Origin of the sequence: Aquidulcibacter sp. (assembly GCF_044346625.1) — a bacterium.
In the GTDB taxonomy this organism is placed as follows: Bacteria; Pseudomonadota; Alphaproteobacteria; order Caulobacterales; family Aquidulcibacteraceae; genus Aquidulcibacter.
In genome coordinates this window covers 77920-94399 of sequence record NZ_JBIIYV010000002.1, presented here as the reverse complement: position 1 = coordinate 94399, position 16480 = coordinate 77920, and the positions used below count along the sequence as shown (strand labels likewise).

Genomic DNA, 16480 nt, shown 5'->3' with positions numbered 1-16480 from the left:
CCCTCACTTGAAAAACCCGTCAAGCTTGCCCAAGGTGGGCGGATGACTTCTTTGGCCGCCCCCCTCACCCGCGTGATGCAGACCCGCTTTGGTCCAAACGCAGAGGTGCGTGAGATGACGCGGCTGTCGGGCGGGGCAAGCCAAGAGACGTGGGGCTTTAGCCTTCATTTGCCCAACGAAGCCCCGCGCCACCTCATTCTGCGCCGGGCCCCGTTTCAAAGTGCCGCGAAGGGTGAAGCCATTGGCCTCGTAAAAGAGGCGCAGATTATTGCCGCCGCCGCACAAACTGGTACACCTGTCCCCGAAATCATTCACGTCTGTAGCCCAGAAGATGACTTAGGCGATGCCTTCATCATGGCCCATGTGGCAGGGCAAACGATCGCACGCAAAATCCTGCGCGATGAAGAATACAGCCTTGCCCGCCCGCGTCTGGCATTTCAATGTGGCGAAGCATTGGCAAAAATCCATGCGGTTGCGCCAGATAACTTGCCGTCAGACCTGCCGATAAGCCATGGCTTGGATCAATTGGACCGCTATGAAGCTATTTATCGCGGCTTTGAAATGGATCGTCCGGTATTTGAGCTCGCCTTGTCGTGGCTGCGTCAACATGCACCGGCACCCCTTTCCACGACCTTGGTGCATGGTGATTTCCGCAATGGCAATTTGATGGTCAATGAAAGCGGTCTCGCCGCTGTCTTGGACTGGGAGCTGGCCCATCAAGGGGATCCGCGCGAAGATCTGGGCTGGATCTGCGTCAACTCTTGGCGCTTTGGCGTACGTGACAAGAAGGTTGGCGGCTTTGGCCCCCTTGAAGAGCTTCTGGCAGGCTATCAGGCCTCCAGTGGCCAGTCGTTCGAGCCAAAGGACCTCGACTGGTTTCAGGCCTTGGGTAGCTTGAAATGGGGTATCATGTGCTTGATCATGTATCAGGCCTTTGCCACCAAAGCCGATCCATCGATTGAGCGCGCGATGATTGGCAGGCGGGCGTCTGAAGCCGAAATAGACTTACTCAATCTGATGGAAGGCCGCCCCCATGCATGAAGCCCCCTCCTCTGAAGAATTACTGGGCTCGGTGATCGGCTTCTTGAACCAAGTTGCGGCTCCCCAACTCAGCGGCCAAGCCGCTTTCCACGCACGCGTAGCTGCCAATGCTTTGGCTTTGGTCGAGCGTGAGATGGCGCAGAGGCCCACAGCAGACACCCGGGCGCGGGCCCTGTTCGCTGCCCTATTGAACGATGAGGCAAGCACTTTGGAAGCATTAAACGGCCAAGTTTGCGCGCAAATCCGATCGGGTGACCTAGCGTGTGACAATCCAAGTCTTTTGGCAACTCTGCGTGAGATTACCTCCGCCCAATTGGCGATTGATCAGCCCAGCTATAGCGGCCTGAACCCATGAGCCAGAAGTGGCAACGTTGGATCATAGGCGGGATTATTAGCCTCAATCTGTTGGTTGGGCTGACGGCCTATTTCATGCGCGATAATTTGTTCCGTGAACTGATCCAGCCCGCCGTCCCATTTCAAGTCGACGAACCACCGCCCGTCCCCGACTATAGTGATGCCGCCGCTTGGGCTTTTCGCCCACAAGGGGCCAATAGAAGCCTTGGCAAAGCGGACATCTTCATCGTGCATCCCACAACCGCTTGGAGCGGCAATACGGGCTGGAACATGGATATTGCCGACAATGTCTCCCGCACGAGGCTGGAAACGGTCGCCCTGCCCAATCATGGGGAACCCTTTGCCGCAGCGGGCCACCTCTGGGTGCCTCGTTATCGCCAAGCCGTGCTGTTCGCCCTGTTGTCACAGCGGGACGATAGCCGCGAAGCGCTCAACCTTGCCTATGAGGATGTTGCGCGCGCCTTTCTGACCTTTCAGCAAGCGCGCAACCCCAAGCGACCCTTTGTTCTGGTGGGACTTGGGCAAGGTGGCCTGCATGTGCTCCGGCTCCTGCAAGAAAAAGGCGATTTGGGACCCATGTTGGCTGCAACCTATCTGATTGATCAGCCAGTACCTAATGCTCTGTTCGAAGGCCCAATTGCGGTGCAAGGCTTTCCCAAGCCGTGTCAGAGCGCCAATCAGACCGGCTGCTTTGTTAGTTACACGAGCCTCGATGGTGGAGACCAACGCGGCGCGCGCATCTTGAAAGAGCGTTCAACGATCTGGACAGCGAATATGGGCTATCGTGCCATTGGCGGGGGGCGGTTTGCGTGCGTGAACCCGCTGACGGGGGCAGCGCCCCTTAACAATGCGTCCGCCAGCACCAATCGAGGGTCTGCTGCTGCCAGTGGCCTAGAGCGCGGCACCGAGCCCGCGCTATTGCCCGGCGAGACGGGTGCCATATGCCGCAATGACTTGTTGTGGGTCGAGGTAAACCGCCCTGCAGCCCTGTCACGGGCGCGGTTCGAATTAGGCACTTTTTATAAGATCACCGGCTATAATCTGTTTTACGCCGCACTCAGCACCGATGTCCAAGCCAGGGTCAATGCGCTAAGGTAAGACCCGATCTTCACAGAAAAAAGCCCGCCGAGCCCAAAGTTCCGACGGGCTTTTGACTGTTCGGCTTAACAGGATTTACATCCCAAAGCGGGCTTTCAGTTCAACCGTCATCTCTTCAATCGCCTTCACAGTAACCGGATCCTTTTCACGGGTTTTCCAGTATTTGGCGATCTTCTTGAAATTCTTCAAAGGTGCTTTAACGCCCAAGACCGGCAGGATTTTAACCACGAAGAACAGGCTTGGCGTGATGGTGCAGTCTGCCAAGCTGAACTTATTGCCAGCTGCATGCTTTTTGCCCGTCAACACATATTCGAGGTGACCAAGTGCGGTATAGACGTCTGCAATGGCTGCTTTGACGACTTCGGGATCTTTGCCGGGGCCCAATAGCCCAAACACTTTACCCATGGCAGGGCCCACATAAATGTCATTCACCCGCGAAATCAGACGCACTTGTGCGCGCTCTTCGGGCTTACGTGGACGCAGAGCAGGCTTTGGGAATGCATCTTCGAGATATTCCAGAATGACTTCTGACTCCGGCAAGGACATACCCGAGTCGGTGACCAAGCAAGGGATTTTCCCGATTGGGTTGATGGCCAGAAACTCTTCGCTTTTCATGCCGCCGCCCGGAGGGGGCAGATACTCAACTTCCAAACCCTTAGCGGCAATCTGCATCTTCACGCGCTGCACAAACGGGGAAAGGTCACTTCCATATAATTTCATCACTCAAGCTCCCTGGTTCTTATAACAAATAGCGTGCTTTAGCTGCCCTTAGGACAGACGCTTATCAATGAATTGCGACTCGCGTAGCGCGCCTTTCTTCGGAGGATAGGTAGCGCCAGACGCGCGTCTGGCCAATAACTTTGACAGCCTAAATGCCAATCAATGCAGTCAAGTCACAAGAATTGACCAGCTAATGTTCAAGTCTTCCAGACTTGCCTAGCAATGAATAAGGGCGCTTGACCGGGTCTCGCCTCAAAGGCCGATAATCGCCACCGAGCAGACATTGCTGGCAGGTGCCCCGCCGAGATTGTGCGTTAGCCCTAAGCTGGGGTTGGACAACTGGCGATCACCCGCGCGACCCTGCAATTGCAAATACATTTCATAGAGCATCCGCAATCCCGAAGCACCAATGGGATGGCCAAAGCATTTCAAGCCACCATCAATCTGGCACGGCACTTGGCCATCGCCATCATAAAAGCCATTCATGACATCTTTCCAGCCTTGGCCTTCGGGCGAGATGAACAGATCTTCCATCGTGACGAGCTCGGTCACCGAGAAGCAATCATGGACCTCAATCATCGAAATCTGGTCACGCGGGCGGTCAATGCCCGCCTCAAGATAGGCCTTCTTCGCGGCGATGCGGGCCGTATGGAAGTAAGAGCCATCCCAAGAATTATGCTGGCTTTCCATCCCGTTAGAGACCGATAGCTGCAAGGCCTTCACATAGACCAAATCTTTCTTGCCCAAAGCACGCGCGATTTCAGGCGTCGTAACGATAGCAGCCGCAGCACCATCGGACACACCACAGCAATCAAACAGGCCCAGAGGCTCTGCAATCATCGGGGCGGCCATGACTTGTTCTTCGGTCACCACATTACGCAAATGCGCCTTGGGATTTTTTGAGCCATTAGCGTGGCTTTTTACCGAGACATGGGCAATGGCGCGCTTGAGGTCTTCACGCGACACATTGTGCTTGGCGCGATACGCACTGGCCAATTGGGCGAAGTTACCGGGAGCTGAACCATTCGGGGCGGTCTGGGGAATATAGGTCCCCATATTGCCAGTGGGCAGGCCGCCATACCCTGTATCTTTCAGTTTCTCGACGCCCACAGCAATCGCGATGTCTGCTGCCCCAGCGGCCACAGCATAAACCGCGCCTCGAAACGCCTCAGAGCCTGAAGCACAAAAATTCTCAACCCTCGTCACCGCAATATTGGGCAAGCGTAGCGCGACTGACAAAGGGGTGCCGCCCTTGCCGGTGCCGATTTCGTCAATGTGGGTTGAAAACCAAGCCGCATCCAATTGCGTTGGCTCGATACCAGCATCGGCCATAGCCTCTAAATAGGCCTCGACCATCAATTCCTCAGGACCGCAATCCCAACGTTCCCCAAACTTGGAACAGCCCATGCCGATGACGGCGACCTTGTCACGAATTCCTGCGGCCATGATGATGCCTCCCTGAGCCTATGCGGCATTTATTTTTATGGACTGTGACGCAGATTGATCAGGGTTTCAAGCGGCAGTTTGGCTACTTTGTTGTCGCTTTTGGGACGGTGCGATCAAAAAAGGAAAGCGCTTCATCCCAATCCTCGGTGTGGATGCCGTGCAGGCCGGGCCGCATGTAGAAGGCCAACACGCCTTTTCCATCGGGTTCTCGCAATTTGGTCTGGGTAAAGGCTGGCGCGCCAAAAAGCTCATAGACAGGGTCAGCGCCTTTTAACGCCCGGAAGCTGCCATGCGGGTCACCCCATTGGTCCCGCCGCCCCGTTCCGATCAAAACAGGACGTGGCGCAATCAGCGCAATCAACTGGTGCTGATCGACATCGAGGTCAGTTGGTTTGTCTGCATAGGCGCGATAGGATGGCGCAAACCAATGGGGAAAAGACGCGGTAATGTCTGCCACAGGCTCACCCACATCGTCGCGGCCCAAAGCCGCACCGGCAGTTCCCGATTGTAACGCCCAGACCGCAGCAGGCCTTGGGTCAAAGGCAGCTGAGAGCAAAGCGGCTTTCCCATGTCGCGAATGGCCCCACAACATCACCCTCGTTGGGTCTAGACGTGGGTCGGCACATAAAACATCGACCATGCGCGATGAGGTCCAAGCCCAGCCTGCAATGGCCCCAGTCCGCTGGGCTGGTGGCGTGCCAACAGGCGTCAAGGCTTGCAAATAGGGTTCTGCGACTACGGCCAAATCCGGGACCACGTCGCCGGGATGCCAAGATGCCACAGCATAGCCCTTAGCGGCTAATGTTTCCCAAGGCGGCGCATTGGCGTGTAGACCGAAGATGGCTGTCACAAGGAATTCTGGCACGCCGCCGCTACATTCTTGCGGCAGAGGCATGATGGTTGTGCGCATGCCCCGTTGTTTCGCAAGCAGGACGTCATTGCCACAAAAGGTGCCGCCCGCGATGACCGGGAATGGGCCTTTGCCTTTAGGGGTCATCAAAATGAGATCGACAACGGGCTGCCCTCTAGGCCAAGGCCCTCTTTGGGCGGTCTTAAGCGCAATTGTGATACGCTCAATGGTGCCGATCGCGCCTTTCTCGGGGGCCTGTAGCACCTCCCAGCTGACGATCTCATATCCTGCAGGTGCAGGCATCGCGCCATAGATTTCACTTTGAAAGCGCGCTTTCAAGAGGGGTACACGGCGGTCGTGCCAATCTTGTTGAGTTTGGACCGCTGGGTCAGAGCGGAAGGCCGCCAAAACCGGGGGCGAGGCCGCTGGGCCTGCAATCTCACGCGGGACATTGGGGAGGCGCTGCAGAGCACATCCACCGGCACTGAGGGCCAAGCCAGTAACAATCAGAACTGCCCCCAAAGCAAGTTTTCGACGCAATCCCATAGGTTTGTCCCTTTTTGCCTGCCTAGTATGGCCTACGGCAGGGCCTCCATTGTGGTTACAGGGTTTGGGCGGACTGGTCTATTAAATTGCGGGTTAGAAAAGCCCGTCGAGTGGTGTCATCACGGACGGCGATAGCCGATCCGGAACCCCATGCCGCAAAGTCCTTTGAGGTCCCCGCTCTACGCTATTGCCTCGGCGGGGATGACAGGGTTGGAGATAAAGAGCGGCCAGGACCGGTTCAAGTCCCCCTCACCGCGCTGGCACGGCTTTCCAGAAATAGCGGGTAAAGCCGCGTCGGTCGTCCCACTCTTTGACGCGAAACGCCATGCGAACCTCGGTGCCGCTATCGATCTCGCCGGGCTCAACATCGGCGATGTCCATAAAGATCCGACCGCCACCCTCAAAGTCGATCTGGCCGTAATGATTGGGTGGGTTCATCGAATAGGTCAGATAGTCCGCTGAGTAGGTCAGGACCTTGGCAGCGCGTTCGGCGAATTTATAGGGTTCTTGGCTGTCGACTTCGGGGGAATTTGGCGCAACGGAAATGCGCGTACGCGGATATTGCACGGTCCCCGTGACCTGACATTTACCACCAACGAGGCCCAAAATGCCATCATTATAGCGATACAGCGTCGTCAAAGCGGTCTTGTTATCCTTTTCCGCCCGCATGCCCTTATCCCAATCAACCAAGCCGTTAAAGACCAGATATTTCATATAGCTGGTCTCCTCCTTCTGGTTGGCGAGCCAACCCGATAGGCCTACACGGGGTTTGAACTGTGTGATTGCGTCGGTTACCTTAAAGACCAGCGCCTCACAGCCTTGCCCGAATTGCGCCACCAGTATCGTCTGCCCAGCTTGCGCCTTCTCCAAAACGCCAGCCAACATCAAAAGCGCGTGGGCGCAGCCAGTCTCGCCCACGATTGTACCCAGATTGTCGCGGACTGCTTCGGGCTTCAGGCCCAAGCGCTTGGCGATGCCCTCGGCAATGCCCTTGAAGGTGCTCGGCAGAATGAAGTGGTCGACGGCGGCGGCTTCAAGTCCGGCACTGGCCAAAGCCCGCGTCAAAACCGGCGGCACAATCTTCATATAGCCTTCGTCGCGGATCCAGCGCTCTTCCCATTGATAATCAAAGGCCTCGTCAGCACCGCGAAAATGATCAACGAAATCAACCGTGCTCGCAGCCCCGCCCACCCATTCGGCAAGAACATTCTGACGGCCCACCACCATGGCCGCGCCGCCATCGCCATAGTCAAATTCTTGCGCAGAGACGGCCTTTGGCACACGGCGATCACCTGCGGCTACTAAGAGACTGGGGTTTGCACCCTCAGGCGCACCATTGGCGACGCAAAGGGCTTGGGCCAATGCCGTCATGCCAGCCTTCTGCGTGCCGGAGATGTCGGCGGCTTGGATCGTTGGTTCCAGCGTCAAAGCCGCTTGCACAATGCCAGCGTTCAAGCGGTCGGCGAAGGGGGCCGTGGTGGAGGCAAAATAGAGTGCCTTGATGTGCGAGCGATCATCGTCTGGCCCCAAAGCATCACGGGCTGCTTCCACGGCAAAGGTAATGGCATCCTCGTCCCAATTACCAAAGGCACGCTCGCCCTTCGCTTTACCCATCAAATTAGGCGCGAGCCACGCATTGGTCTGAGCCATCGCTTTCTTCTGCAAGCGCAGGCGCGGCACATAGGCTCCAAAAGCTGTAATCCCAATCATCGCGCCATCTCCCCAAGCATTGTTATTCGTTCTTGTATCAGTCCACTTTGGCGCGAGGTCGTGCCGTTTTCAAGATGGTGGGATCAATTTGGTGAGGTTGGCAGCCGCAGGCATGGAAAAGCTCCGGAACTTCTTCAAGATCGCCACTTTCGCCATGTCAGTTGGATCAACTGCGGCAATAACTTTGCCGAACCCATCCAAGCGCGACTCACGAATCCATTCACGCAATTTGGGGTCTTGGCTCCACGCCAATTGGTTCATCATATTGCCCAGCACCGCGCGCGGATACAGGTCCAAGGTGCGCGGCAAGGGAATTGATCCGCATAGGCCATTCTTGGTGGTATCATCCTCGTAATTGGCCTCAACATAGGCCGTGAGTGCCGCGCTGAATGCGGGCTGAGGAAGGCGGATCATTTGCGGCACAATCAGATCACCCTGGAATACAGGCACCGCGGGGCGGTCTTCCACAGCACTGGCGGAGCAGTCGATGAAGAGGGTTCCTTCGTCAAACGTTTCCTTTCCGCCCTCCAGCACCACCGAGTTCGGGCTGATCGAGGTAACACGGCCTTTGCGGATCACGTTCTTGATGCGGGCCAGCTGCGCTACTTCACCGGTCGAGACCGTGGCATAACGGTGGATGGTCGGACGCACGTTCGGGTCAATCCGCAACATCACACCGCTTGCTTCCAAGCGTTCAAACAAATCGTCGACATCGGTCGCCAACGCACAAGCTTCCATCATGTCGGCTTGGCCTGCGATGGTTTCCTCAAAAAAATCGATACCGGGTTGGGTCTTCAGGCGATTGAGGAGCCAGGAATCGCGCGGCATGATCCAACTGATCGACTCTGGATCAGCACCGGAGGTCAACAACCAGCAGGCCGCGTCCATCCCGGTTTTTCCAGCGCCAACGATCACAAAATGCTTTGGCATCCCTTGGCTGCGCTTCCAAAGATGAGGCAGTTCATTCAGGGGCACAAAATCAACGCCGGGCTCAACAGCAAATTGCGGCTTGTGGGTAGAAGGAACCGTGGTTCCAAAATACGTGGCATCGACGGTCTTCTTGCGGATGTGAACCTGGGTTTCCTTGCCGGACAACAAGGATACAAACCGGCCGTCCCCTTTGTAATTCGACATGGGAAAATACTGGACAGCACCGCTCGCCAACAGGCGCTGGTTCATCACCTTCTCAAAATAGCCACTGACTTCCGGGCCCGACGCAAGCTCATAGAGACCTTGATTAATCCCCGTCTCATCAATGCGATCATGGCCAAGCGGCAGCGAATTCACCCCATAAAATGCGGATGGCTGGTGCAAGGATACAAAGCTATAGGCATCATTCCAATGGCCACCGGGCTTACCATGGCGATCCACAATCGTGATGTGGGCGTCGGTCTCTGCCAACAACGTATCGGCAAAGGCAAGGCCAACCGCCCCTGCCCCAACAATCAGATAATCGGTTTCCATGATTGGCCTTTCCTGAATCAAACCTCGATGTCCTTAGAGGCTTGCATCAGGATTTACCACCAAGATCTCGCCTTCGCGTTGAAACCTGATTGTGCCTCAAGGACACCCGCAACCGCAAACACCGTCTCTTCATCCAAAGCCCGCCCAATGACTTGCAGCCCTAAGGGTAGACCTTGAGAATCCAGCGCCGCAGGCACCGAAATACCGGGTAGCCCGGCGAGGTTGGCCGTCACGGTGAAGACGTCATTCAGATACATCTGAATAGGGTCATCACTCTTTTCGCCCAAGCCAAACGCCGCAGATGGCGCAGTCGGCGTCAAAAGCGCGTCGCATTTTTGCCAGGCCAAACGGAAGTCTTCGGCAATCTTGGTGCGGACCCGTTGGGCACGCAGATAATAGGCATCATAATAGCCAGCAGACAGCACATAGGTGCCAATCAGAATGCGCCGCTTCACTTCATTGCCAAAGCCTTGCGCCCGGCTTTGTTCATAGACTTCGGTCAAGGTTTCCCCCTCGACGCGTGCGCCAAAGCGCATGCCGTCATAGCGGGCAAGGTTGGAGGAAGCTTCGGCTGGGGCTACGATGTAATAGCAAGGCAGAGCGTATTTGGTGTGTGGCAGAGAAACATCAACGATTTCCGCGCCTGCATCCTTCAGCCAAGCGATGCCATCGCTCCACAGCTTTTCAATAGCCTCCGGCATGCCGTCGACCCGGTATTCCTTAGGCACACCAATCTTCAAACCTTTGACGCCGCGGGCGACAGCGGCAGCAAAATCAGGCACGGGGATTTGCAGGCTGGTTGAGTCCTTAGGATCGTGACCGCACATCGACTCTAACAAGATCGCACTGTCCAAAACCGTCTTGGCAATAGGACCTGCTTGATCGAGTGAACTGGCAAAGGCAACAATGCCAAAGCGGCTGGCGCGGCCATAGGTTGGCTTGATCCCAACGGTACCCGTGAAGGCAGCAGGCTGGCGGATCGAGCCGCCGGTGTCGGTTGCCGTGGCACCTAAGCACAAGTCTGCGGCAACCGCGGCAGCTGACCCGCCAGAAGAGCCGCCGGGGGTCAATGAAGCATTGGCCCCATCCTGACGCTTCCACGGATTAACGACCGGGCCAAAACGACTGGTCTCATTGGACGAGCCCATGGCAAACTCATCCATATTGAGCTTACCCAACATCACCGCGCCATCGCGCCACAATTGGCTGGTGACCGTGCTTTCATAAGTTGGCTTGAACTCACCTAGAATGTTGGAACAGGCGGTTGCACGCACACCTTCTGTGCAGAACAAATCCTTGATGCCCAGAGGAATACCTTCCAAGCGGCCAGCGCTGCCATCCTTCAAGCGCGCATCAGAGGTAGCCGCCATCGCCAGCGCTTTCTCAGGCGTGGTGACAACATAGGCATTAAGGTGCGGATTGGCGGCTTCTATGGCGGCATTAAACGCCTTGGCCAGCTCAACCGCAGAAAAGGCTTTCGACGCCAAACCGTCGCGGGCTGCGGCTAGGGTCAGCTCAGTCAATTTGGTCATTTATTCAACCACCTTTGGAACCACAAAGAATCCATCCGCACTACGGGGCGCATTGGCGACGATTTTTTGCGAATTGCCGCCATCGGTCACAACGTCATCGCGCAACGGCAGTGTTGTTTCCACAGCGCTTGTCATCGGCTCAACGCCTTCAACATCAACTTCATTGAGCATCTCGATCCAGCCGAGGATCGTGTTCAATTCGCCAGCTAAGCTTTCAAGGCGGGAATCAGGTTCGTGAATGCGCGCCAATCGGGCGACACGCCGCACGGTATTTGCGTCTACTGCCATGGGTTGAGGGTCCTTATTGTCGACTTGTCGCTAACGGTTCATGCCGCCAAGAGCAAGGATTCAGGCCAGTGGGCGCGATAGTCGATGGCAGAGATAAGCAGTTTGGGAGGCGTGATGGCCAATTAGTTATCCCCCTATCTGACGCAGAGGATTATAGTAGCAGTTCAAACAGTCAGAACGGATAGCCACCGACCTTGGGATGAACGAAAACAATGGTGAGCGGCAAAAGCTCTAATAAAGAGCGGTAATGGCGTAGATTGTTCCTCTCCGCCTTATCGACACACATATGTGCTGATATCGGTTAGGTTCAGACCTTCGATACAGGTGCTTGCTTGCTGAGGGTAGCTGCTTTGAGCTTCTGTCCGCGATACAAACATAACGAGACTGGCCAAAACGATCCATAAAGCCAACGATTGTGCGACTTCTTTCATAAGATGCTCCAGTATTCTTAATTCAGCCTAGCGCATTCAACTTTATGACATGCTGCTGTATCTTGAGCGGTTCAAATTTTTGAATGCCAAATGATATAAACGCGATTCCAACACGATCTCTAACTGATCTTAGGTTAGCAGAGAGGAATCGGATTGTCATGACAAGGCGCTGCATACAGCGTGTCCATGACGCTTTTTTATGCATCACCTATGGTCGCTGCACGAATTTTCTGCCACATAACCCTATGACCACACCCACCCCCAGTAATACGGTGCCAGACCAGCACGCGTCATCCGGCTTTATCTTTGTTTTCATTACCATTACCTTGGATATGCTGGCGCTGGGCATGATTGTACCTGTCTTGCCCAATCTGTTGAAGGACATGACGGGCGGAGACGTGGGTGAGGCGGCCCATATGATTGGGATTTTTGGGTTCTTCTGGGCACTGATGCAGTTCGTCTGTATGCCAATCTTAGGTGCTCTGTCGGACCAAATAGGACGCAAACCTATCCTGTTGATATCGAATTTTGGACAAGCGCTTGCGAATTTAATGACGGCATTTGCGCCAACCTTTTGGGTCCTGCTTTTATCACGGGTTCTATCAGGGGCTGTTAGCGCTGTGGGTTCTGCCGCCAACGCCTATGTGGCCGACAGCGAACTGGTTGAGACACGTGCGCAAAAGTTTGGCATGTTGGGAGCAGCCTTTGGCTTGGGCTTTATTTTGGGCCCGGCCATTGGCGGCTATCTCGGGCAGATTGACTTGCAGCTGCCTTTTTTAGTCGCAGCCGGGCTCTGTGGGGCGAACGGTCTATTTGGGCTGTTCATGCTCAAGGAATCTCTGTCGCCGGAAAATCGCAGGCCCTTTCGCTGGAACAGCGCCAATCCGATCGACTCTCTCCAATTTCTAGGATCAAACCCAAAAATCTTGAAACTCGCCGTGATCCGGGGTCTGTGCGACTTCGCCCAAGTCGTCTACCCAGCTACCTTTGTCCTCTATGGTTTCTATCGCTACGGCTGGGAGTCTGATGTGGCAGGCCTCACCTTAGGATTGGTTGGCCTTGCCTCCATGATTGTTCAAGCAGCCCTTGTCGGCAGGATTATCCGCCGTATTGGCGAGGTTTCAACTTTGATTTTGGGGCTGTTGCTTGGTGCCGTTGGGTACGGACTTTATGCTTGGGCACCCAATCAATACATACTTTGGGCTTCAATCCCCATTGCGTCCTTGGCGGGCATTTACGGAGCAGCCATCCAGTCCTTGCTGACACGACAAATCGGCCCGGACGAGCAAGGGCGCCTGCAAGGGGCCGTGGGGGCCGTTCAAGCTGCGACCAGCATGGTCGGCCCACTTGTCTTTACCGCCCTATTTGCGTGGTCCATTGCACCCGTGCGTGAACCAAGTCTGCCCGGTCTCGCCCTAAGCTTGGCGGCTTTCTGTTTGCTCATCGCCACCGGGATCGCGGCGATCAGCGCGCGACAGTTCCGGGCGGATCAGGCCTCTGCGCAAAGTTGAGTTAAACAGCCTAAACCCGGATCGCCAACGCACGTATGAAAGTCTCTGGATCGACATTGCCGCCGCTGCCAGTCACGGCAATTACTTGGCCATTAGCCGCCACTTTGCCTGACAAGACAGCTGCCAGTGCGGCTGCCCCACCTGGCTCGAGAACGATCCGCAGATATTTGAAAGCAAACGCCATGGCATGCAGGACTTCATCGTCGCTGACGGCGACGCCTCTGGTCCCGATGCGAGCAAGAATTGGGAACGTGAGTTCACCCGGGATTTGCGTCATCAAAGCATCTTGGATGGTGCGGGTGCCTGGCTCATTCGCGACGCGGTGCCCCAAAGCGAGCGAGCGCGACAGATCATCGTGCGAGACAGGCTCTGCCCCTATCAATTGGGTTTTGGGCGATAGGGCTTCTAAAGCAAGGCCAATGCCCGCCGCCAAACCACCGCCACTGGCACAACTAACCAGCGCATCAAGTTCTAACCCTAAATATTTGACTTGATTGATAATTTCAAGGCCGCAGGTTCCTTGGCCGGCAATCACATCGGGATGATCAAACGGTGGGATCAAGGTAGCGCCCGTCTCTTCGGCTAAAGCCGCACCAATAGCTTCACGGCTTTCTAGCACGCGGTCATAGGTGACAATCTTGCCGCCGTCGGCTTCAACGGACTCCAGCTTTCCCTTCGGCGCATCCGATGGCACCACGATCGTAGCAGACATCCCCAGATGCTTGGCGACATAGGCAATGCCTTGGGCGTGATTACCAGATGAGAAGGCAACGACGCCTTTGGCACGATCCTCAACCGGAATCTTCAACATTGCATTGGCGGCACCGCGCATTTTGAACGCACCGCGCGGCTGGAGGCAGTCGGCTTTGACAAAGATTTGGCCACCGCTTGCTTGATCCAGCGCATCAGCGCGCAGCAAAGGGGTTACCAAAGCGAGGGGTCGGATGCGGCGATCTGCTTCTAGCACATCCGCGAAAGTGGGTAAGGTCATGCCCCTTCCTCACGCGCCACGCTGGGAAGGTCAAGCCCGCGGCTTGGCGCGCGCCGTGGGTTGCGCAGTTGCGGGATCATCCGGCCAAACATGTCGAGGATAGCGCGCCTTCATGTCTTTCCTCACATCGTGCCAACCGGCTTTCCAGAACTCTGGCAGATTTGAAGTCACAGCAATCGGGCGGTGAGCGGGCGAAAGCAATTGGAAGACCAAAGGCACCTGCCCGCCCGCCAGCATGGGATGGCGCTCTAGCCCAAACAATTCCTGGACACGTACTGCTACTGTCGGCCCCTGCTCCGCCGAATAATCTATTGCGTGTCGGGTTACGAGTGGTGTCTCAAAGTGGGTTGGCGCGGCTTGGGCCATGGCCTGCCGCTCTGGCCAAGACAAGGCGTTTTCAAGCGCTTGAGCTACATCGACATCCGACAAAGCCTTCACTCCAATCAAGGCTGGTGCCAACCACGCCTCAAGTATGTCTTCAAAAGTACCGGGTTTGCCCTGTGGCCATTGTTCTGGATCACGCATGTAAAGCCAATTCAGGCGCTCAACATAGGATTGTGCGCGATCAGACCAGTTGAGCTTGTCGATGCCAAGGCTGCGAACAGCTTCGAGCAGGCCTGCTTCAATCTGATCCGCAGTCAAGGAAACTGGGCGCTCTTCCAGCACAAGTGCGCCGAGGCGACGTTGGTGGCGGCCCTGCATTGTCCCGCGCGTGCGATCAAATTGTGTCTGGGTTCGGGTTACGATCTGGGCTGGAAAGAGCTCTTCAAGATCAGATTTGTCGAGACGGGCCGCTTCCCCGATCCGGGCATTGGCCGCTTTGCCTTGCAGGGAGCCAATGGCCAAAAATTCCGCCGTCGCCAAAGCCTCATGCGCGGGCACTTCCCCGCCACTACCATTGGACAAGATAAATCCGCCCCGTCGATCTCGCGCCTTGGCGACACGTTCGGGGAAAGCAAGCGCCAGTGCTCGGCCTGCCAATTCTGCGACGGGTGACTCCTGCGCGCCGACTTGCCGCGCCCAGCCAAGTGCTTGCGCACGGGCTTTATTTGCTCGCGGTGTACGGTCGCGTGCAAACGAGATAAGGCGCTGTTCAAGATCAATGGACATGCCGCCTAGCCCGCGCTCACTCAACAAAGCAGCCAAATGGGCAGCCGTACTTCCAAATCCAAGTTCCCCTGCCCGCACGATCATATGTGCCAGTCGTGGTGGCAGGCCAAAGCCCACCAACTTCTTGCCATGCTCAGTCAAACGCTGGGCTTGACCAACCTGTGGCTCAAGCGCGTCCAAGTCGATGAGTAGCTTGGTCGCTTCTAGTAGGGCTGGCACCGGAGGTGGGTCCAACCACTTCAGGCTTGCAGGGTCTGACACGCCGAATGACGATAAGGTCAACACCAATGGGGCGAGGTCGGCCTCTAGGATTTCAGGTCGATCATAGGCCGGAAACGCGCCCATCTCGGCTTCTGCCCATAGGCGATAGCATTGGCCAGGTGCCGTTCGACCCGCCCGGCCACGGCGTTGGTCACAAGCGGCGCGGCTGGCGCGCACCGTCACCAAGCGGGTCAAGCCGCTATCGGGTTCAAAAGCTGCTCTTCGCGATAGTCCCGCATCGACAACAATCTGAACGCCTTCGATGGTGAGACTGGTCTCTGCAATTGCGGTTGAAAGAATTATTTTGCGCCGCCCGCCAGCTTGAAGCCGAAGTGCTTGGTCCTGCTCCGCAGGGCTTAGGGAGCCGTGCAAAGCAATAACCGCGCAGGATAAAGCCTCTGCTTTGGCCTGAATGGCTTCAAGGGCGCGGTTGATTTCAGCGGTGCCGGGCAGGAAAACTAAAACATCCCCCGGCCCTTTCGATAAAGCCTTCAGCACCATGTTGGCCGCTTGTATTTCAATGGGCCGATCTTGGGATCGGCCAACATAGAAGGTCTCAATCGGATAGAGCCTACCGGCGCTCTCGATCAATTCTGCGCCGCCCAACTGCGCTGCCAATCGCCCGCCCTCAATTGTTGCCGACATGGCAATCAGGCGCAAATCTTCTCGCAGTCCGGCTTGAATATCGAGAGCGAGGGCTAGACCTAAATCACCCTCCAGATTGCGCTCATGAACTTCATCGAAGATCACCGCGGCTACATCACTTAATTCCGGATCAGCCAGCATACGCCTTGTGAGAATGCCTTCGGTGATTACTTCAATCCGCGTCCGTGCTGTAATCTTCTTATCCAGCCGTACTTGATAGCCGACAGTGTCGCCCACGGCTTCCCCAAGCAAGTCGGCCATACGAGCGGCGGCAGCCCGCGCTGCCAAACGCCTTGGGGCGAGCATCAAGATCTTTTTGCTCGCGGCCCACGGCTGATCGAGCAGGGCTAGGGGCACAGAGGTGGTTTTACCTGCCCCGGGTGGTGCCACCAAAACCGCAGAAGTTTGGGTGCGCAGGACCGCCAGCAAGTGGTCCAGCACGGCAACGATCGGCAAATCTGGCGGTATCGCCGCCATCATGG

General features: G+C 56.2%; 14 protein-coding genes. 4 read left to right on the top strand and 10 right to left on the bottom strand.

Features of this window, described 5'->3' with window-relative positions; genetic code table 11:
* The first annotated feature begins 42 nt into the window (after window positions 1-42).
* Genes ACIQ20_RS01550 through ACIQ20_RS01540 form a run of 3 tightly spaced genes read left to right on the top strand, consistent with a single transcriptional unit; the run spans window position 43 to window position 2493 of the window.
* Window positions 43-1041, top strand: coding sequence for a phosphotransferase family protein (locus ACIQ20_RS01550; protein ID WP_395776748.1), 999 nt, complete (start codon window positions 43-45; stop codon window positions 1039-1041).
* The gene (locus ACIQ20_RS01545; protein ID WP_395776746.1) at window positions 1034-1396 is read left to right on the top strand and encodes a DUF6285 domain-containing protein; all 363 of its coding nucleotides are present in this window, start codon (window positions 1034-1036) and stop codon (window positions 1394-1396) included. The genes ACIQ20_RS01550 and ACIQ20_RS01545 overlap by 8 nt, the downstream gene beginning before the upstream one ends.
* The gene (locus ACIQ20_RS01540; protein WP_395776744.1) at window positions 1393-2493 is read left to right on the top strand and encodes a DUF3089 domain-containing protein; all 1101 of its coding nucleotides are present in this window, start codon (window positions 1393-1395) and stop codon (window positions 2491-2493) included. Before ACIQ20_RS01545 ends, ACIQ20_RS01540 begins: the two co-directional genes overlap by 4 nt.
* A 75-nt stretch (window positions 2494-2568) precedes the next feature.
* Here ACIQ20_RS01540 and ACIQ20_RS01535 read toward each other — a convergent pair whose 3' ends face one another.
* The 8 genes from ACIQ20_RS01535 to ACIQ20_RS01500 all read right to left on the bottom strand — a co-directional run bounded on the left by ACIQ20_RS01535 (window position 2569) and on the right by ACIQ20_RS01500 (window position 11480).
* Window positions 2569-3213, bottom strand: a complete 645-nt coding sequence (locus tag ACIQ20_RS01535; RefSeq protein WP_395776742.1) for a glutathione S-transferase family protein — start codon at window positions 3211-3213, stop codon at window positions 2569-2571.
* 252 nt (window positions 3214-3465) lie between these two features.
* Entirely contained in the window at window positions 3466-4659 is a 1194-nt protein-coding gene (locus tag ACIQ20_RS01530) for an acetyl-CoA acetyltransferase (RefSeq protein ID WP_395776740.1), read from the bottom strand.
* Between the two features lie 82 nt (window positions 4660-4741).
* On the bottom strand, window positions 4742-6055 hold the full coding sequence (locus tag ACIQ20_RS01525; protein WP_395776738.1) for a hypothetical protein: 1314 nt from the start codon (window positions 6053-6055) through the stop codon (window positions 4742-4744).
* Window positions 6056-6304: 249 nt separating this feature from the next.
* Window positions 6305-7765 (bottom strand): hydroxymethylglutaryl-CoA synthase family protein, encoded by a 1461-nt coding sequence (locus ACIQ20_RS01520; RefSeq protein WP_395776736.1) that lies wholly within the window; start codon window positions 7763-7765, stop codon window positions 6305-6307.
* A 69-nt stretch (window positions 7766-7834) separates the two neighbouring features.
* On the bottom strand, window positions 7835-9229 hold the full coding sequence (locus tag ACIQ20_RS01515; protein ID WP_395776734.1) for an NAD(P)-binding protein: 1395 nt from the start codon (window positions 9227-9229) through the stop codon (window positions 7835-7837).
* A 53-nt stretch (window positions 9230-9282) separates the two neighbouring features.
* Window positions 9283-10761 carry an Asp-tRNA(Asn)/Glu-tRNA(Gln) amidotransferase subunit GatA gene (gene gatA / locus ACIQ20_RS01510; protein ID WP_395776732.1) on the bottom strand — a complete coding sequence of 493 codons (1479 nt, stop codon included), beginning with the start codon at window positions 10759-10761 and terminating at the stop codon, window positions 9283-9285.
* Window positions 10762-11049 carry an Asp-tRNA(Asn)/Glu-tRNA(Gln) amidotransferase subunit GatC gene (gene gatC, locus ACIQ20_RS01505; RefSeq protein WP_313586940.1) on the bottom strand — a complete coding sequence of 96 codons (288 nt, stop codon included), beginning with the start codon at window positions 11047-11049 and terminating at the stop codon, window positions 10762-10764. It abuts the gene before it with no gap.
* A gap of 272 nt (window positions 11050-11321) precedes the next feature.
* Window positions 11322-11480, bottom strand: coding sequence for a hypothetical protein (locus ACIQ20_RS01500; RefSeq protein ID WP_395776729.1), 159 nt, complete (start codon window positions 11478-11480; stop codon window positions 11322-11324).
* A 245-nt stretch (window positions 11481-11725) separates the two neighbouring features.
* On the opposite strand from ACIQ20_RS01500, the gene ACIQ20_RS01495 reads away from it, so the two are divergent.
* On the top strand, window positions 11726-12991 hold the full coding sequence (locus ACIQ20_RS01495) for a TCR/Tet family MFS transporter (RefSeq protein WP_395776727.1): 1266 nt from the start codon (window positions 11726-11728) through the stop codon (window positions 12989-12991).
* A gap of 10 nt (window positions 12992-13001) precedes the next feature.
* Here ACIQ20_RS01495 and ACIQ20_RS01490 read toward each other — a convergent pair whose 3' ends face one another.
* On the bottom strand, window positions 13002-13982 hold the full coding sequence (locus tag ACIQ20_RS01490) for a threonine/serine dehydratase (protein WP_395776725.1): 981 nt from the start codon (window positions 13980-13982) through the stop codon (window positions 13002-13004).
* A 30-nt stretch (window positions 13983-14012) separates the two neighbouring features.
* Window positions 14013-16478 carry an ATP-dependent helicase HrpB gene (hrpB, locus tag ACIQ20_RS01485; RefSeq protein WP_395776723.1) on the bottom strand — a complete coding sequence of 822 codons (2466 nt, stop codon included), beginning with the start codon at window positions 16476-16478 and terminating at the stop codon, window positions 14013-14015.
* Between the last annotated feature and the right edge of the window lie 2 nt (window positions 16479-16480).